The sequence below is a fragment of the Halorubrum sp. ARQ200 genome (assembly GCF_005435115.1).
Classification (GTDB): Archaea; Halobacteriota; Halobacteria; order Halobacteriales; family Haloferacaceae; genus Halorubrum; species Halorubrum tropicale.
In genome coordinates this window covers 350,007-367,387 of the sequence record NZ_SGTZ01000001.1, presented here as the reverse complement: position 1 = coordinate 367,387, position 17,381 = coordinate 350,007, and the positions used below count along the sequence as shown (strand labels likewise).

Annotated in this window: 13 protein-coding genes; 7 read left to right on the top strand and 6 right to left on the bottom strand. The window is 70.1% G+C overall.

The genetic code is table 11. The annotated features are described in order from the left end of the window. The first annotated feature begins 74 nt into the window (after positions 1–74). On the top strand, positions 75–3,146 hold the full coding sequence (locus tag EXE50_RS01955) for an FAD-binding and (Fe-S)-binding domain-containing protein (RefSeq protein WP_137704203.1): 3,072 nt from the start codon (positions 75–77) through the stop codon (positions 3,144–3,146). 88 nt (positions 3,147–3,234) lie between these two features. Here the strand turns inward: EXE50_RS01955 and EXE50_RS01950 are convergent, their stop codons facing one another. The 3 genes from EXE50_RS01950 to EXE50_RS01940 form a co-directional block, all read right to left on the bottom strand. After that, positions 3,235–3,537 (bottom strand): hypothetical protein, encoded by a 303-nt coding sequence (locus EXE50_RS01950; protein ID WP_137704202.1) that lies wholly within the window; start codon positions 3,535–3,537, stop codon positions 3,235–3,237. Between the two features lie 67 nt (positions 3,538–3,604). After that, a complete protein-coding gene (locus tag EXE50_RS01945) occupies positions 3,605–4,555 on the bottom strand; it encodes a hypothetical protein (protein ID WP_053772064.1) in 951 nt (316 codons plus the stop codon). Beyond that, a complete protein-coding gene (locus EXE50_RS01940) occupies positions 4,552–5,013 on the bottom strand; it encodes a hypothetical protein (protein ID WP_137704201.1) in 462 nt (153 codons plus the stop codon). The genes EXE50_RS01945 and EXE50_RS01940 overlap by 4 nt, the downstream gene beginning before the upstream one ends. Positions 5,014–5,140: 127 nt before the next feature. Here EXE50_RS01940 and EXE50_RS01935 point away from each other — a divergent pair, with 127 nt between their 5' ends. From EXE50_RS01935 to EXE50_RS01920, 4 genes are read left to right on the top strand one after another with little or no spacing between them, the layout of a single operon-like run. Beyond that, complete coding sequence (locus EXE50_RS01935; protein WP_082356871.1) at positions 5,141–6,613, top strand: extracellular solute-binding protein; 1,473 nt, start codon at positions 5,141–5,143, stop codon at positions 6,611–6,613. 12 nt (positions 6,614–6,625) lie between these two features. Next, on the top strand, positions 6,626–7,633 hold the full coding sequence (locus EXE50_RS01930) for a carbohydrate ABC transporter permease (protein WP_053772066.1): 1,008 nt from the start codon (positions 6,626–6,628) through the stop codon (positions 7,631–7,633). Between the two features lie 44 nt (positions 7,634–7,677). Continuing rightward, positions 7,678–8,619, top strand: a complete 942-nt coding sequence (locus EXE50_RS01925) for a carbohydrate ABC transporter permease (protein WP_053772366.1) — start codon at positions 7,678–7,680, stop codon at positions 8,617–8,619. A 2-nt stretch (positions 8,620–8,621) separates the two neighbouring features. Further along, positions 8,622–9,746: an ABC transporter ATP-binding protein gene (locus EXE50_RS01920; protein ID WP_199236357.1), complete on the top strand. Its 1,125-nt coding sequence runs from the start codon at positions 8,622–8,624 to the stop codon at positions 9,744–9,746. A gap of 118 nt (positions 9,747–9,864) precedes the next feature. On the opposite strand, the gene EXE50_RS01915 is transcribed toward EXE50_RS01920, so the two are convergent. Next, the gene (locus EXE50_RS01915) at positions 9,865–10,944 is read right to left on the bottom strand and encodes a TrmB family transcriptional regulator (RefSeq protein ID WP_137704200.1); all 1,080 of its coding nucleotides are present in this window, start codon (positions 10,942–10,944) and stop codon (positions 9,865–9,867) included. Between the two features lie 242 nt (positions 10,945–11,186). Here EXE50_RS01915 and EXE50_RS01910 point away from each other — a divergent pair, with 242 nt between their 5' ends. Then, positions 11,187–12,551 carry a glycoside hydrolase family 68 protein gene (locus EXE50_RS01910; protein ID WP_137704199.1) on the top strand — a complete coding sequence of 455 codons (1,365 nt, stop codon included), beginning with the start codon at positions 11,187–11,189 and terminating at the stop codon, positions 12,549–12,551. Positions 12,552–12,652: 101 nt separating this feature from the next. On the opposite strand, the gene EXE50_RS01905 is transcribed toward EXE50_RS01910, so the two are convergent. Together EXE50_RS01905 and EXE50_RS01900 are read right to left on the bottom strand one after the other, a co-directional pair. Continuing rightward, the gene (locus EXE50_RS01905; protein WP_053772070.1) at positions 12,653–13,132 is read right to left on the bottom strand and encodes a universal stress protein; all 480 of its coding nucleotides are present in this window, start codon (positions 13,130–13,132) and stop codon (positions 12,653–12,655) included. 209 nt (positions 13,133–13,341) lie between these two features. Continuing rightward, positions 13,342–15,468, bottom strand: coding sequence for a glycoside hydrolase family 32 protein (locus tag EXE50_RS01900; RefSeq protein ID WP_137704198.1), 2,127 nt, complete (start codon positions 15,466–15,468; stop codon positions 13,342–13,344). A 220-nt stretch (positions 15,469–15,688) separates the two neighbouring features. Here EXE50_RS01900 and EXE50_RS01895 point away from each other — a divergent pair, with 220 nt between their 5' ends. After that, on the top strand, positions 15,689–17,362 hold the full coding sequence (locus tag EXE50_RS01895; protein WP_137704197.1) for an alpha-glucosidase: 1,674 nt from the start codon (positions 15,689–15,691) through the stop codon (positions 17,360–17,362). The last annotated feature ends 19 nt before the right edge of the window (positions 17,363–17,381 follow it).

Below are 17,381 nucleotides of genomic sequence, written 5' to 3'. Positions count from 1 at the left end.
CGCGCGGGCGCATCGAGTTCCGGCCACGCGCGGGCGGCAGGAGGTTTTTCATGGTTCGACCGTGAGAGTCTCGCATGGCGACAAACACGCCGGAGCCGGATCCGACGGACGGCGGGGACTTCGACTACACCGGCGGCTCCGTGGCGCGACCGGGGCTCGTCGACGCGCTCGACGCCCGCGTCGACGGCGACGTGCGGTTCGACGACTACTCGAAGCGGCTGTACGCGACCGACGCCTCGGCGTACGAGGTCACCCCGATCGGCGTCGTAATCCCGGAGTCGACCGCGGACGTCGCGGCGGTCCACGAGTACTGCTTCGCGGAGGGGGTCCCCGTCCTCCCGCGCGGCGGCGGCACCTCCCTCGCCGGCCAGACCGTCAACGAGGCGGTCGTCCTCGACCTCACGGGCGAGATGGACGCGGTGATCGAGACCGACGCCGACGCGGAGACGGCCCGCGTCCAGGCCGGCGCGTACGTGGGCGACCTCAACGCCGCCGTCGAGGGCGACGGCCTGAAGTTCGCGCCGGACCCGGCGTGGCGCGACAAGTCGGCGGTCGGCGGCGCCATCGGCAACAACTCCACCGGCTCGCACTCGCTGAAGTACGGCAAGACGGACCACTACGTCGAAGAGGTCGAGGTCGTCCTCGCCGACGGGACCGTGGCGACGTTCGGCGAGGTCGCGGTCGAGGAGCTCCGCGCGTCCGCCGACGCCGACGCCGACGAGCTGCTCCCCCGGATCCACGCCGAGGTCGTCCGCGTCCTCGACGAGGAGGCCGACCGGATCGACGAGCGCTACCCGGAGCTGAAGCGGAACGTCTCGGGCTACAACCTCGACCGCCTGCTCGCCGAGTACCGCGGCGAGTACGGCGAGGAAGGCGTCGTCAACCTCGCCCGGCTCATGGCCGGCAGCGAGGGGACGCTCGCGACGGTCACCGAGGCGACCGTCTCGCTCGTCGAGGTCCCCGAGACGAAGGCGGTGGCGCTGCTCACCTACGACGACCTGCTGGACGCGATGGAGGACGTGGCGGCGTGTCTCGAACACGACCCCGCCGCCGTCGAGGTGATGGACGACGTGCTGCTCGGCCTCGCGGCCGACACGCCCGAGTTCGAGGACGTGGTCGCGATGCTCCCGGACGGCACCGACTCCGCGCTCCTCGTCGAGTTCTACGCCGACAGCGACGCCGAGGGGAAGCGGAAGGTCGCGGACCTCATCGCTGACCGCGTGGGCGCACCCGACGGGGACGGGGGCGTCGACACCGCGGTCGAGCCGGGCGCGGGCGCCGCGGAGACGACGAGCCACCCGCGCCGCGCGGCTCACGCGATGGAGGCGCACGACCCTGAGAAGCGCGACCGCTTCTGGAAGATGCGCAAGGCCGGCCTCCCGATCCTCCTCTCGCGGACCACCGACGAGAAGCACATCTCCTTCATCGAGGACTGCGCCATCCCGCCGGAGCACCTCCCCGAGTACACCCGCGAGTTCCAGGAGATCCTCGCGGACAACGACACCTTCGCGACGTTCTACGCGCACGCCGGCCCGGGCGTCCTCCACGTCCGCCCGCTCATAAACACGAAGGAGGTCGACGACGTGGAGGCGATGCTCGACATCGCCGACCGCGTCACCGACGCCGTGGTCCGGCTCGGCGGCTCGGTGTCCGGCGAGCACGGCGACGGGCGCGCCAGGACCCAGTGGAACCGGAAGCTGTACGGCGACGACCTCTGGGAGGCGTTCCGCGACCTGAAGACCGCGTTCGACCCCGACTGGCTGCTCAATCCGGGGAACGTCTGCGGAGAGGTCGACATGCGCGAGAACCTGCGGTTCGACGCCGACTACGAGTACGACGCCGGCTTCGACCCCGCGATGGAGTGGGCGGTGGACAACGGGATGCAGGGGATGGTCGAGCTCTGTCACGGCTGCGGCGGCTGCCGCGGGCCCCAAGACACCACCGGCGGCGTGATGTGTCCCACCTACCGCGCCGCCGACGAGGAGATCCAGTCGACTCGCGGGCGGGCGAACATGCTCCGGGGGGCCATCTCCGGCGAGCTCCCCGACGACCCGACGGACGACGAGTTCGTCACCGAGGTGATGGACCTCTGCGTCGGCTGTAAGGGCTGTAAGGTGGACTGCCCGAGCGGCGTCGACATGGCGAAGCTGAAGGCAGAGGTCGAGCACGCCCACCACCAGGAACACGGAGTCGACCTCCGCACGCGACTCCTCGGCCGCTTCGAGTCGCTCGCGCCGCTCGCCTCGCGGTTCGCCCCCCTCTCGAACCTCCCGAACAAGATTCCCGGGAGCGGCCTCCTCGCGGAGAAGGCGCTCGGCATCGCCAGGGAGCGCGACCTGCCCACCTTCCGCTCGGAGACGCTCGTCGACTGGTTCGAGGCGCGCGGCGGCGCGGGCGTCCCCCGCGACGAGGCCGCCCGCGAGGTCCTCCTCTTCCCCGACGTGTACACCACCTACACGAATCCCGGCGCCGGGAAGGCCGCGGTGCGCGTGCTGGAGGCCGCCGACTGCCACGTGCGGATTCCCGACGTGGACGGCAGCGGGCGGCCGCCCCACTCGAAGGGGCTGCTCGACGTGTCGCGGGCGACCGCGAGGGACGCCGTCGAGACGCTCGCGCCGGACGTGCGCGACGGCTGGGACGTGGTCGTCGTCGAGCCCTCCGACGCCGTGATGCTCCAGTCCGACTACCACGACCTGCTCGACGGCGACGCCAGCGACGTGCCCGACGCCGACGTGGCCGCCGTCTCCGAGAGCGCCTACGGCGTCATGGAGTACGTCGACGCCCACCGGCTCGACGAGGAACTCGCCCTCGACGCCCCCACCGAGTCGCTCACCTACCACGGTCACTGCCACCAGAAGGCGACGAAGAAGGACCACCACGCGGTCGGCGTCCTTCGGCGCGCCGGCTACGGCGTCGACCCGCTCGACTCGTCGTGTTGCGGGATGGCGGGCTCGTTCGGCTACGAGGCCGAGCACTACTCGATGAGCAAGGCCATCGGCGAAGCGCTGTTCGAACAGGTGGACGCCAGCGGCGGCGACGCCCTCGTCGCGCCCGGCACCTCCTGCCGGACGCAGTTAGAGGAGGGCCCCGGCGAGGTGCCGGAGCCGACGCACCCGATCGAGAAACTGGCGGCCGCGCTGGCGTAACCGGTGGCCCAGGCGACCGCGGGACGGGCCGCTCGGCCGCGACCCCGAGCGAGGGTCGGGGCGGCCGAACCGTTCGACCGTTCGCGGCTCACTCACCGCCCTCGATCGGCCGCCGGCACCCCCGGCACTCGGCCTCACCGGCGACCGCGACGGTGCCGCACGCCGGGCAGCGCCGGCCGTCGACCCCCGACATCGCGGCCGCGAGGACGTCCGCGGCCGCGGGCCGCGGCCGGTCGACCGCCCCGCGCGCGACGAGTCGCTCGATCAGCGCGTCGTCGCGGAGCCGCTCCAAGAACCGCCAGAGACCGAGGTAAAGCACCGTCGGGCCCACGATCGCGACCACCGCCACAGCGAGGCGCCACCCGAGCGCAGCCGCCCTCATAGTGTCCATGTGTAGGGTTCGCACGGAGGAACCGTATCAGTGTCGCCGCGCGACGGGCCGAGCGCCGGTCAGCCGGTCATCGCTCCGTGAACACCACGGCGTCGCAGTCCGCGCAGGCCCGGACCGATCGCTCCGGGTTCCCGCTGACGCCGCCGGGCCCGCCACAGCAGTTCCGGAGGGTCGTGTCGCGGATCGGGCCGCCGCAGTCGGGACAGGTTTCCAGGAACGCGCGGAGCGGTCGGGCGGCGCTCCGCGCGACCGCCGGGTCGACACCGCGCTCGCGGAGCAGTTCCCCCACGGCCGTCTCCGCGAGCGCGATCGGCCGGCTGAGCCACGCGTCGCGCCGACCGTCGAGGAGGATCCGGTCGTCGTGGACCGATCCCTCGACGTCCTCGCCCGCGACGGCGGCCGCGCGCTCGGCCAGTTCCCCGTCTCCACACGCCCGAAGCGTCTCGATCCGCTCGCGGAGAGCGGTTCGGAAGTCGTCCGTCAGCCGGAGGGTCTCGCCCTCTTCGACGAGGGCTCCGGAGTCGAGTAGCGCCTCCATCGTCGCCTCCGGGCTCGGACCGTCGCCGTCGTCGATCCCGTCTGGATCCGCCGGGTCGACCGCCGGATCGTCCGGGCGCTCGTCGTTCGCAGCCGCCTCGTCAGCGCCGGCGCCGTCCGCGTCGTCGGCCGCGGCCGGCCCGCTCGTCACCCCGGCGACCGAACCGGAGTCGACGACCGCGTCGTGGTCGGGGCCGAACTCGACGGGGAGCGGCTCGACGAGCCGCGGCGCGAACCGCGGCGTACCGGGGACGGCGTACCCCCGAAGCCAGATCGCCGCGCCGCCGACCACCGCGGCGAGCAGCCCCAGCGCGCGCCGGCGCCGTCCGAGGAGCAGCGCGACGACCGCCACGCCGAGCGCGTTGACCGCCGCACAGGGGAGACACCGATTCTCACCGGTGTGTTCGGGGCGCGAGACGGCGTCGACCGCCTCCCGGACGCGGCGAGCGGCGGCCCGTTCGTCGCCGTCGGCGTCGGTCATCGCTTCACCACCGGTCGGGTGACCGGCTCGCCGTGGATCGCGCGGTAGACCGTCGGGAACGCGGCGAGTCCGGACAGTTGGACGACCCCGCCGAGGGGCGCCACCCACAGCGACCCGACGGCCTCGACTGCGAGCACGCCCGTCGCGATCGACGCGAGGAAGAAGACGAGACTGAAGTACAGCGTCCGGAGCGGTAGCGTCACCAGTTCTCCCCGGCGGGGCCAGGCGCCGATGTCGACGACGCCCGCCCGGAACCCGGCGAGGCCGAGGCTCCCCGCGGCGAGCGCGAAGAGCCCGGCGATCGGGATCGCGTCGGGGTACCGGTTCTGCGTGACGAGCGCGACGACGAACGCCGGCGTCGACAGCACCGCCAGCTCCGCGCCGCCGTAGAACACCTGTTCGAGCCACTCTGCCACGCTCTCCCGGAGTCGACCCACGACCGTCCCGGTGGTTCCCATCGTCGCGCTAGTCGACGCTCGGGGCCCAAAGCCGTTCCGGCGGCTCGCCACCGACCGTCGAAACATCACTTCTCTTACTATTGCCATCAATAGTTATATACGGGTGTATTTTATAACAACAGCTGTAATGGTAGACAATAGTTCCGGTCAGGACGGCGGGCGTGTGGGGGTATCGCGGCGGCGGTTCATACAGGCGGCCGGCGCGACGGGCGCGACGGTCGGTCTCGCCGGCTGCGGCGGCGGCGGTGGCGGCGACGGGCCGATCCAGATCACCATGGACGGCGAGTGGGAGGGAATCTCCGACTCGGTGACCGAGAGCCTGTACGAGGCGGGGCTCGACGAGTCGATCGAAGTCGAGATCCTCCCCGGCGACTTCGAGTCGGGCGCTCGGCGCTCCGAGTTCACGTCGGCGCTCGACGCCGGGCGCGCGAGCCCCGACATCTTCATGATGGATTCGGGGTGGACGATCCCGTTCATCGCGCGCGACCAGCTGGTGAACCTGAGCGAGGAGCTCTCGTCGGACACCCTCGATTATGTCGACGGTAACTACCTCGAGAGCGCGGTGAGCACGGCCAGCGACCCCGAGACGGGCGACCTGTACGGACTGCCGCTGTTCCCCGACTACCCGGTGATGCACTACCGGAAGGACCTCGTCGAGGAGGCGGGCTACGACCCGGAGGGCGACAACTGGGCGACCGAGCCCCTGAGCTGGGAGGAGTTCGCCGAGGTGGCCGCCGACGTGTGGGAGCAGAACGGCGGCCCCGACGGGGACGAGATCGACTACGGGTACACCACGCAGGCCGACAACTACGTGGGGCTGGCCTGCTGTACGTTCAGCGAGACGATAACGTCGTTCGGCGGCGCCTACTTCGGCGACCACGAGAACCTCTTCGGACCGATCGGCGACCGCCCGATCACCGTGACCGACGAGCCGGTCCTGAACACGATCCGCATGATGCGGTCGTTCATGGAGGGCCCGGACGCCGAGTACGCGCACCCGGACTTCCCGCAGATCTCCAACAGCGACCTACGGGCGTTCACCGAGGAGCCGTCCCGCGAGCCGTTCACGTCCGGGAACGCGATCTTCCACCGCAACTGGCCGTACGCGATCCCGCTCAACCTCGACTCCGAGGAGTTCGACGCCGAGGACTACGACGTGATGCCGCTGCCGTACGGCGTCGAGTCCGGCGAGGGGATGTACGAGGGCACGGGCGGTCCCGCCGCCGCGCTCGGCGGCTGGCACCTCACCATCAACCCGAACACCCAGCGGCTCGACGAGGCGGTCCAGGTGTTGGAGGCGTTCGCCAACGAGGACGTGATGGTGAACAACTTTTCGGAGGGCGGGTACCTCCCCCCGGACCCGTCCGTGACCGAGAACGTCGACCCCGAAGAGGTCGGCGCGCTCGGCGACTTCCTCGACACGCTGGCCGTCTCCGGCCAGAACACGGTTCCGCGGCCGGTGACCGTCGCGTGGCCCGACCAGGAGAGCCAGGTGGCTTCGCAGGTCTCGGACGCGTACGCGGGCGAGAAGTCGCCCGAACAGGCCATGTCCGACCTCGAAAGTTCCCTCGAATCGCTCGAGGAAGACCTGGCCGAGTAACGGGGGATCGAGATGGCAACCGACGCGCGGGCGGACGACGGCGGTTCGGTGTTCGCCCGGCCGCTCAACTGGCTGGAGACGCAGTCCGAGGAGGTGTACGCGTACGTGCTGTTAGCTCCCGCGTTTCTGCTGCTCGCGGTCGTCGCGTTCTACCCGCTCATCGCGACGTTCCGGTTCTCGCTCCTCGCGAACTCCCTCTCCGGCGCGGAGCCGTTCGGGGAATTCATCGGTCTCGGTAACTACGTGGACCTGCTCACGGGCGAGACGCCGTTCACCCAGCAGTTCATCTCGGTGACGCTCGCCGACGGATTCCCGTTCGTGGAGTTCGGCGCCCCGTTCCTACAACAGGCGCTCTTGGCGACGCTGGCGTTCGCGATCGCGAGCGTGGTCTTCGAGACGGTGATCGGGTTCGGACAGGCGCTCGTGATCGATCAAGACTTCTACGGGCGGCGGTGGGTCCGGGTGGCGATCATCATTCCGTGGGCCATCCCAATCGTCATTCAGGGGATGATCTTCTTCCTCATTTTCAACCCGACCATCGGCTGGGGAACCGAGTTCATGAGGTGGCTCGGCGTGTTCGGCGACAACCCGCTGTCAAGCAGCACGGACTCGTTCTTCATCGTGCTCGTCGCGGACATCTGGAAGACGACCGCGTTCATGGCGCTGCTCATCCTCGCGGGGCTTCAGAGCATCGACCGCGGGCTCTACGACGTCGCGAAGGTCTCGGGCGCGTCGCCGTGGCAGCGGTTCAAGTACATCACGCTGCCGCTCGTAGCGCCCGCACTCCTAGTCGCGATGCTGTTCCGGACGCTAGACGCGATGCGGATCTACGGGCTCATCGACGCGACCGCGGGCTGTGAGACGGTGCCGTCGCTGACCTGTCTCGTGATCATCGCGCTCCAAGAGAGCCGCCGCTGGGCCACCGCGTCCGCGGTCGCGTTCCTGACCGCGATCGTCATCAGCGCGTTCGTGGTCGCGTACCTGGTCGCGCTCCGTCGGAGCAGCGGGGGTGTCGCATGAGCGCGACCGATCCCGCGACGGGCGACGACGACCCGACCGTCGAGATGGCGAACCAGGCCGACCGCGAGGAGCCCGACCTCGACCGCGGCCCGATCGAGGCCTGGGCCGCGAAGATGATCTCGAACCCGCAGCGGGCGTACCGGATGGCGTTCTACGTGGCGACGTTCTTTTTCCTCGTCACGACGCTGTTCCCGTTCTACTGGCTGCTGGTCGTCGCGCTGACGCCGCGGAACAACCTCTCAGAGGTCGGCGTGTTCCTCCCGGCGGGGTTCAACCCGGGGGCGTTCATCGAAATCTTCACCACGCTCCCGTTCCACCGATACGTGTTCAACAGCTTCCTCATCGCCACTATCGCGACCGTGGCGGTGCTGCTCGTCGGGAGCCTCGCCGGCTACGTGTTCGGCCGCCTGCGGTTCCGCGGCCGGCGGCCGATGCTGCTTCTGGTGCTGGTGACGTCCTTCTTCCCGCCGGCAGCCTTCTTCATCCCGCTGAACCGGCTGTTCAACACCAACGTCGACGTGTTGCGGCCGTTGCTCTCGGCCGGGTCGCTGTACAACACGCCGTACGCGATCTTCATCCCGCTGTCGGCGATCTTCTTGCCGCTGTCGATATTCATCCTCATGACGTTCTACTCGCAGATCCCGGACGGGCTAGAGGACGCCGCGCGGGTCGAGGGGACGACGCGGCTCGGCGCGCTGTTCCGCGTGATCGTGCCGCTCTCGGCGCCGGGCGTCGCGACCGCGGGCGTGCTGACGTTCATCTCGGTGTACAACGAGTACTTCTTCAGCTCGCTGATGACCGACGGGCGCCCCGGTAGCTGGGCGCCGATGCTGGAGGGCATCCTCCGGTTCCAGGGCGAGTTCGAGGTGCTGTACAACCTCATGGCGGCCGCCAGCATCGTCGCGGTCCTGCCGGTGGCCATCCTCGTCGTCGTCGCACAGGAGAAGATCGTGAGCGGACTCACCTCGGGGGCGGTCAAGGAGTAACCATGGCATCAGTCAAACTATCGGGTATCACGAAACGATACGAGGACGTAACGGCAGTCGACGACATGAACCTGGAGATCGAGGACGGCGAGTTCGTCACCTTCGTCGGCCCCTCCGGGTGCGGCAAGTCGACCACGATGGAGACGATCGCCGGACTCACGCTCCCCACGGAGGGGAGCATCGAGATCGGTGGGCGCGACGTCACGGACCTGCCGCCGAAGGACCGGGGGATCTCCATGGTGTTCCAGAACATCGCGCTGTTCCCGCACATGGACGTGTACGACAACATCTCCTTCGGGCTCCGCCTCCGGAAGTACGACCAGGAGGAAGTCGAGCGGCGCGTCGAGGAGGCGGCCGACATCGTCCAGTTGGAGGGGATGATGGAACGGATGCCGAGCGAGATGTCCGGCGGGCAGCGCCAGCGCGTCGCCATCGCTCGCGCCATCGTCCGCAACCCGGGCGCATTCCTGATGGACGAGCCGCTGGCGAACCTCGACGCGGAGCTACGCGTCCACATGCGCACACAGCTCCAGCGGCTCCACCGCGAGCTGGACACGACCATCATATACGTCACACACGACCAAGCACAGGCGATGACGATGTCCGACCGGATCGCGGTGATCAACAGCGGCGTGCTCCAGCAGGTGGCGCCGCCGTTGGAGTGCTACAACGAGCCCGCAAACCGCTTCGTCGCCGGCTTCATCGGATCGCCGTCGATGAACTTCATCGAGGGCGAGGCGGTCGCAGACGGGTTCGAGTCGACTTACACCGACATCGAGTTCGACCCCGACGCACAGGGTGTTTCGCCGGGCCAGAACGTCACCGTCGGCGTCCGGCCGGAGGACGTTCACCTCGAACGAAACGCCGGGGAGGCGGGCGCGCCGACCAAGGCGTTCGACGCCGTCGTCGACGTGATCGAACCGGTCGGGAAGGAGGTGAACGCGTACCTCCTGTTCGACCGCGACGTGGAGGCGAGCGCCGAGGGCCGCGGCGAGGGGCAGTTGCTGATCAACCTCGAACCCGACACGACGATCTCCGAGGGCGACGACGTTCAGGTCGTGTTGGACCGCGACAACGTCCACCTATTCGACCGGGCGAGCGGCGACGCGATCAGCCACTCGCTGTAGTCGGCGACCCGCGGTCCGCTCCGCGGCCTCTCCTCGCTGTCTCGCCGCCGGCGCCCCGGCGCGAGCTCGCGGCGTTCGAGGCCCGCTTCCGACTGACGCAGAGAACCGTTCGCGACCGCTATGCCACGCTGACGAGCGTGATCCGGTGGGCCTCGACAGCCTCGACCATCGCGCCCCAACCGCCGACCTCGACGGGCCCGTCGTCGGTCTCGACGACGAGCCCGACCCGGCCGCCGTAGCTGGCGACGGTGTCGGCGTCGACCGCGTCATCGTCGCCAGCGACCACGACGTCCGAGAGGACGCCCTCGACGACACGGTCGTCGCCGCTCTCGGTGTCGGTTCCCTCGATCCGGAGCCGGACGGTCGCCCCGTCGCGGAGGAGCGGCGCGACGTCGCGGACGCAGTACCGAATGTCGATGTAGTCGATCGGCGGCTCGTCGTCGCGAGTCGTGTAGATCGACTTCCACGCGTCCCACTGGGTCGTCAGAAAGTACCAGTAGAACACGTACGTGTGCGTGCGGTCGTCGACGAGCACGCCGTACTCGTTGGTCGACCCCGCGTGGGGCGCGAAGCAGGTCTTCGTCCGATCGACGATCACAACGAACGGAGACGGGACGCGGCGGTGGCGGGCCTCGGAGCAGATCCCGGCGAGGTCCTCGGCATCCGGGAGCACCTCGCCGTCACCGTCCGGGGTGTGTATCGAGAGGTTGACGCGGACGCCGCGATCGGTGGCCGCCCGGAGCGCCGGGCGCAGCCGCTCGAAGTGGTCGACACCGAGCGATAGGTTCACTTGCGTCTCGGCCTCGCGGATGAACTCGTCGGCGTTCTTGATCACCGTCTCGAACCGAGTGACGATGCTCACCGTCGACCGCTCGACGGAGGGCTCGTTCCAGCGGCGCTCGATCTCTTCGGTCGCGGCCGTGAGCCGCTTCGCCCGCGACTCCAAGTCGTCGGTGATCTCGTCGAGGTCGTTCGCGCGGGCGTACAGCGACTCCTGCTCGTACGTCTCGATGTAGCCGGCGCTCTCCAGGTCGCGCAACACGTCGTAGATCCGCGGGTCGGGCACCCCGCTGACGTCGGCGACCCGCGTGACCGGGGCGGCGCCCAGCTCAAGCACCGTGACGTACGCGTCGGCCTGGTACGGCGAGAGGCCGGCGTCCTCCAGCGTCTCCGTGAGTTCTGCGCGGTCCACTCTCATCCACCGTCCCCGATCGGTCGCTCCGTCCCGACAGAAGCCACCGCACGGCCGACTGTCGGATCGGCGGAATGCGCGCGTTCGAAGCGGGCGCGGACCGCTCGATCTCGTCCGGGACGTCGTGGTTCCATGCGTTGAACTACCACGGCTGTAATAAAACGTTTTATCTCCGTCTCGGCGGGTCCCGTCGCTCGCGAGTCGTCCCGACTGAAAAGGCTTTATTCGGTCCGTTGTGGAGAGATTGTATGGACGATTCGCTCCCCGGAGCCGACGGTCGGCCCCGGTCACGGTGGACGCGCGAGCAGGCCGCGGGGATCGGGCGGCGCGGGGGGAACGTCGCCCCGGTCGCGGGTCCGCCGACCGTCGACCCTTTCCCGGACCTCCACATCTGGGACACGTGGCTGCTGCGGGACCGCCACGGGGGGATCGCGGAGGTGGACGGCTGGCGGCTGGCGTTCTCGCTGACCGCGTCGGCGGACCTCCTCCCCGGGACGCGCCACGACGTGGCCGAGATCCGCTGCTTCTGCTCGCGCGACGGGAGCGAGTGGCGCGACGCCGGCCCGGTCTTCGACGGCGGCGCGCTCGGTCAGCGGCAGTGGGCCGGCTCGGCGCTGTACGACGACGGCGACGTCTACCTCTTCTACACCGCGGCCGGCCGCGAGGACGCCGACGAACTGACGTACACCCAGCGGATCGCGGTCGCGCACGGCGGCTCCGTGACCGCCGACGCGGACGGGGTCGAGATCGCGGGCCCGTGGACCCACGAGACGCTGTTGGAGCCCGACGGCGACCGGTACGAGACGGAGGCGCAGTCGCGCGGGATGACGTACACCTTCCGCGACCCGTGGTTCTTCGAAGACCCCGCGTCCGGCGAGACCCACCTCCTCTTCGAGGCCAACGTCCCGGCGCCCGAGCGCGACGGGGACGACGCCGCGACGAGCGAGCGGCGCGAGTTCAACGGCTGCGTCGGCGTCGCCGCCTCCCCCACGGGCGACCCGCTCTCGTGGGAGCTCCGCCCGCCGCTCCTCGACGCCGTCGAGGTGAACCAGGAGCTCGAACGCCCGCACGTCGTCGTCGCGGACGGCTGCTACTACCTGTTCGTCTGCAGCCACGTCCACACGTTCGCGCCGGGGGTGACCGGCCCGGACGGGCTGTACGGCTTCGTCGCGGACCGGTTCGAGGGCCCGTACCGCCCCCTGAACGGGAGCGGGCTCGTGGCGACGAACCCGTCAGGCGCGCGGTTCCAGGCGTACTCGTGGATGGCGTTCGCCCACGGCGAGGAGGTGCTGCTCCAGAGCTTCCTCAACTACCACGACTTCGCGGGCGACTCGCTGGACGCGGTCGCGGAGCTCCCGGAGGCCGAGCAGCGCGCGCGGTTCGGCGGCACGCTCGCGCCGACGCTCCGGCTCGCGGTCGACGGCGACGAGACGCGGCTGCTCGGGGCGCTCGACGCCTGGCGGATCCCCGCGCCGGACGAGCCGCTCCCGCCGGTCGACGAGTCCGAAGTCCCCGACGACGACTTCGACGAGGTGACCCGCGAAGGCGCCGTCGGCGGCGATTACGGCGCCGACCGCCCGTTCGGGTCGGAGTACGACGAGCCGGTCCCGTAGCCTACGCGACCGTTCTCGTGCCGTCCGCAGTGCGTGCGGGCGGGAGGTGAGAGGCCGGCGACTCCGCGACCGGTGCGCCGGACGGGAGAAAAAACGCCGAGTTACGCGGGGACGGTCGCTTCCGTCTGCTCCTCGGACCGGTCCTTGACGAACGTCACCGGGCAGTCCGCTTCGAGCAGCACGCGCTGCGCGGTCGAGCCGAACAGCGCCTTCCCGGTCGCCGAGCGGGAGCGCCCGCCCACGACGACGAGGTCGGCGTCGAGGCTCTCGCTCTTGTCGAGGATGCTCTCGGCCGTTTCGCCGAGCGCGCCGCGAATCTCGTAGTCGACGCCCGCGCGTTCGAGTCGCTCGGCGACGTCGCTGACGATCCGCGACCGCTCCGAGACATCGTCGGGCGTGACCTCGGAGTCTTCGTCGATGTTCAGCTGCGTCTCGATCGTGTCGTATCGCTCGCGGTCGAACACGTGGAGTAAGACGACGCGGCCGTCCGGGTCGACGACGGACGCCGCGGTCTCCGCGAGTTCTTCGAGGCGGCTCTCGTCTTTCGATCCGACGGCGAGGAGGACTGTGTTCATGCTCATCTCGATTACTGATTGGGGACGCCGACACTTATATCTTCGGAATATTAATTCGGAGTTGAGTTAATATTCATGAAATTGGGCGGATCGCGCGCTCGGCGGTCGTGCCGGTCGATCGACGCGTCTCCGCGGATCGGTTGCAATCCGTCTGAGCGGCGAGAGAACGAGCGGCCTCGCGGGCGACGACCGGCTGTCGCCTCGGCGCCGCCGGCTCAGTCCGTCCGGCCCGACGGCGTGTCCGGGAACCCGCCGTCGAGTTCCCAGATGAAGAGGTCCTCGACCTCTGCGCGGCCGCCGGACGCCGCGAACGAGATTCCGGTGCTGTCCGTCCGCGTCGGGTAGACGCGGCTCGTCAGGCAGTGGCGCTCGTTGGCGAACAGCTCGACCGTGGAGCCGTCGAGGAAGGCCCGGAGGGTGAGGGGCTCGTCGTACGGCGTCACCGGCATCCGCTGTTCGTCGCTCCGCGCGCGCGGGTCCTCGCTCGCGGCCGAGCGGTCGACGACGAGCTCGTTCGTCGCGTTGTAGCGGATCTCGGTGCGCTCTCGCCGGTCCGGCGACTCGAAGACGGAGAGCGTCACGGCGTCGGCGTCGTCGAGCGCGACCGTCGCCGCCAGTTCGAGCGCGCGGCCGCCAGCGGGAGCGGTCCACCGCTCGTCGTCGAGTGAGACCGACGCCCCGTCGACCTGCTTCGCCTCCCTGAGCGCGGTCAGCTGCGGTGCCGGCCGCTGGGTCAGCTCGCCCGACTCGTCCACCTCGATCCGCCGCGGCACCGACAGCGAGCCGGACCAGCCCGCGTCCCACTGTGCCTCGGCGTCGCGGGCCTCGGGGAGCCACCCCCACGTCAGGTAGCCGTCGTCGACGGCCATCGACTGCGGCGCGTAGAAGTCGCCGCGGTCGAGGACGCCCCGGGAGGCGACCTCGAACGCCCCGTCGCGACGCGTGCCGACGAAGTACGGGACGCTCTCGTAGTCCGAGACGTGGAGGAGGTCCCACTCCCCGAAGCGGAGCAGCTCGGGACACTCCCAGACCGCCCCGGCGTCCGGCCGCTCTGCGGTGAGGAACCGCCCCTCGTAGCGCCAGTCGCGGAGGTTCTCGGAGCTGTACCGGAAGACCGTCCCGCCGACGTCGGTGAGGCCGGAGCCGATGAGCTGGTGCCACCGGCCGTCCTCCCGCCAGACGCAGTGGTCCCGGAACTCCGCCTGCCAGTGTTCCGTCTCCAGCACGTCGACGTCGTCCGGCGGCGCCTCGATCACCGGGTTCGACCGCTCCTTGGTCCACGACCGCAGCATCGGATCCGCGGCGGTCGCCAGGCAGGGGAGCTGTCGGCGGCCACGCCCGCCGGTGTACAGTATCGTCGGCTCGCCGTCGAACTCGACCGCACAGCCCGACCAGCAGCCGTCGCTGTCCGGGCCGTCGGGCGACGGTGACAGCGCGACCGGCTCGTCGCGCCAGGTTACGAGGTCATCGCTCGTGGCGTGGCCCCAGTGGATCGAGTTGTGGTACGGGCCGCCCGGGTTGTACTGGTAGAACACGTGATACGTCCCGTCGCGCTCGATCAGCCCGTTCGGGTCGTTGAGCCAGTTCGCCGGCGGCGTGAGGTGGTACCGGGGCCGTTGCTCGTCGCCGTCGAGCCGCGCTCTGAGGCGTCGGAACCCCTCCCCGTCGACCGGGCGGTCGAACCTCGGGTTCGGGCCGGCCACCAGCGACTCGACAAGCCCCTCGACGAGCCGGTCTCGGTTCGTGCCGTACGGCTCCGAGACCGCCGGCGCGAGCGCCAGTTCGCCGACGCCCAGCACCGCACCCTCCCCCGGGTGCCATGAGACCACGCTGGTCTGGGTCGGCCGGTCGTGCTCGCCCTCGACGGTCGACGCGAGGACTTCGCCATCGGCGGGGAGCCGGTCCTCGTAGCGGGCGTAGGGAACCGTCCCGCGGTCCGCGACGGGCGTCCGGAGCCCCTCGAACGCGTCGACCGCGGGGTGGTCGTCGTACACCGACCGCCAGAGGGGCCCGGTCGGGGCCGTGACGGTCCGCGTCCCGACGGCGTCGGGCGCGACAGACTCGAAGCCGAGCGACGTCGCCGCCCCCACGGCGCGGAGGCTCAGGAGGAGTCCGCCGCCGTCGCGGACGAACGCCGCGAGCGCCGACGCGGTCCGGTCCTCGACCGCCGGCGCCTCCGCGCGGTGCCACCAGAGGACGTCGTGCGCCGTCGTCGGCGTGACCCGCGCCGGGTCGACGAGGTCGACGTCGTACCTGGCGTCCGCCCACTCGCGCGCCGCCGCCTGTCGGTCGCTCGGGTCCCCCTCGACGAGGAGCCCGACGCGAACCGGTCCGGCTGTCATGCGTTGGTCATCGCCTCCCGGGATAAAAACGCGATCCATCTCGCGGCGCGGGACGGCGGTCGTCTGCCGTCGCCGCCCGCCGATCGAACCGGACGATTGCGGGCGGACTGGACCGTTTCGATAGTGCTAACAGACGAGGGACTTCTATCGACGCAGTACCGGTCGGACCGGCGGAGAGCCGCGGCGGACCGCGCGCCGCGTCGGCCGGATCGCACCAAAAATGACAGAGCGCGCATGGTGGAAGGAGGCGGTGGTGTATCAGATATACCCGCGGAGCTTCAACGACTCCGACGGCGACGGGGTCGGCGACATCCCGGGCATCGTCGAGAAGCTCGACTACGTCGACGAGCTCGGCGTCGACGCGGTCTGGCTGAGCCCGGTGTACGAGTCGCCCCAGCACGACAACGGGTACGACGTCAGCGACTACCGCTCGATCCACTCGGAGTACGGGACGATGGACGACTGGGAGTCGCTGCTGGCCGGCCTCCACGACCGCGACATCCGCCTGGTGATGGACATGGTCGCGAACCACACCTCGTCCGAACACGAGTGGTTCCGGCGGTCCCGCACGGACCCGGACGGGGAGTACGGCGACTACTACGTCTGGCGCGAGGGGGACGCCGACGAGCCGCCGAACAACTGGAAGTCGTTCTTCGGCGGCTCCGCCTGGACGTACGACGAGGAGCGCGAGGCGTGGTACCTCAGCCTCTTCGACACGACGCAGCCCGACCTCAACTGGCGCAACCCGGACGTTCGAGCGGAGATGCACGAGGTGATGAACTGGTGGCTCGACAAGGGCATCGACGGGTTCCGGCTCGACGTGCTCAACCTCATCTCGAAGCCCGAGGGGCTGCCCGACGGCGACCCCAGTCGAGACCTCGTCGGGAGCGAACACTTCGTCGACGGCCCCCGGATCCACGAGTACTTGGCCGAGATGCACGACGCGGTGTTCGCCGGGCGGGACATCGTCACCGTCGGCGAGATGCCGGAGCTAACCCTGGATTCCGCCCGCGAGTACACCGGCGAGGACGGCCCGCTCGACTTAGTCTTCCCCTTCGAACACGTCCAAGTCGACTTCGGGCCGAACGGCCGGTGGGACGTCGGCGAGTGGACGCTGCCGGAGCTCAAGTCGGTCCTCGATACGTGGCAGCGCGGCCTCGACGACGAGTGGTGGACGACCCTCTTCTTCGAGAACCACGACCAGCCGCGCAGCGTCTCCCGGTTCGGCGACGACGAGCGGTACCGCTACGAGTCCGCGACGGCGCTCGCGACGGCCCTCCTAACGCTGCGTGGAACGCCGTTCGTCTACCAGGGCCAGGAGCTCGGCATGACGAACACCACCTTCGAGAGCCTCGACGACGTCGCCGACATCGACACCGTCCGGAACGTCCGCGAGCTGATCGCGGACGGCGTGTACGGCGGGTACGGGGAGGTCAGGGGCGTCGTCGAGGCCCGGTCGCGCGACAACGCTCGGACGCCGATGCAGTGGACCGACGGCCGACACGCGGGCTTCACCGACGGCGACCCGTGGCTCCCGGTCAACGACGACTACGAGGCCGTCAACGCCGCCCGCGAGCGTGAACGGACGCCGTCCGTGCTGTCGTACTACCGGACGCTGATCGGCGTGCGGGGCGACTCGGAGCCGCTCCGGTACGGCTCCTACGAGCTCCGCTACCCCGACGACGAGCAGCTGTACGTCTACGAGCGGCGCCTCGACGGCGAGCGGGTCGTGGTCGTGCTCAACCTCTCGGGCGAACCCCGGACGGCCGACGTTACCCCGGTCGGGCCGTCCGCCGCGCTGCTCCTCGGGAACTACGAGTCGGTGCCCGAGGCGCCCGGCGAGCCGTTCGACCTGCGCCCGTACGAGGCTCGGCTGTACGCCGAGTCCGGCTGAGGTCCGGCCGGCGCCGTCT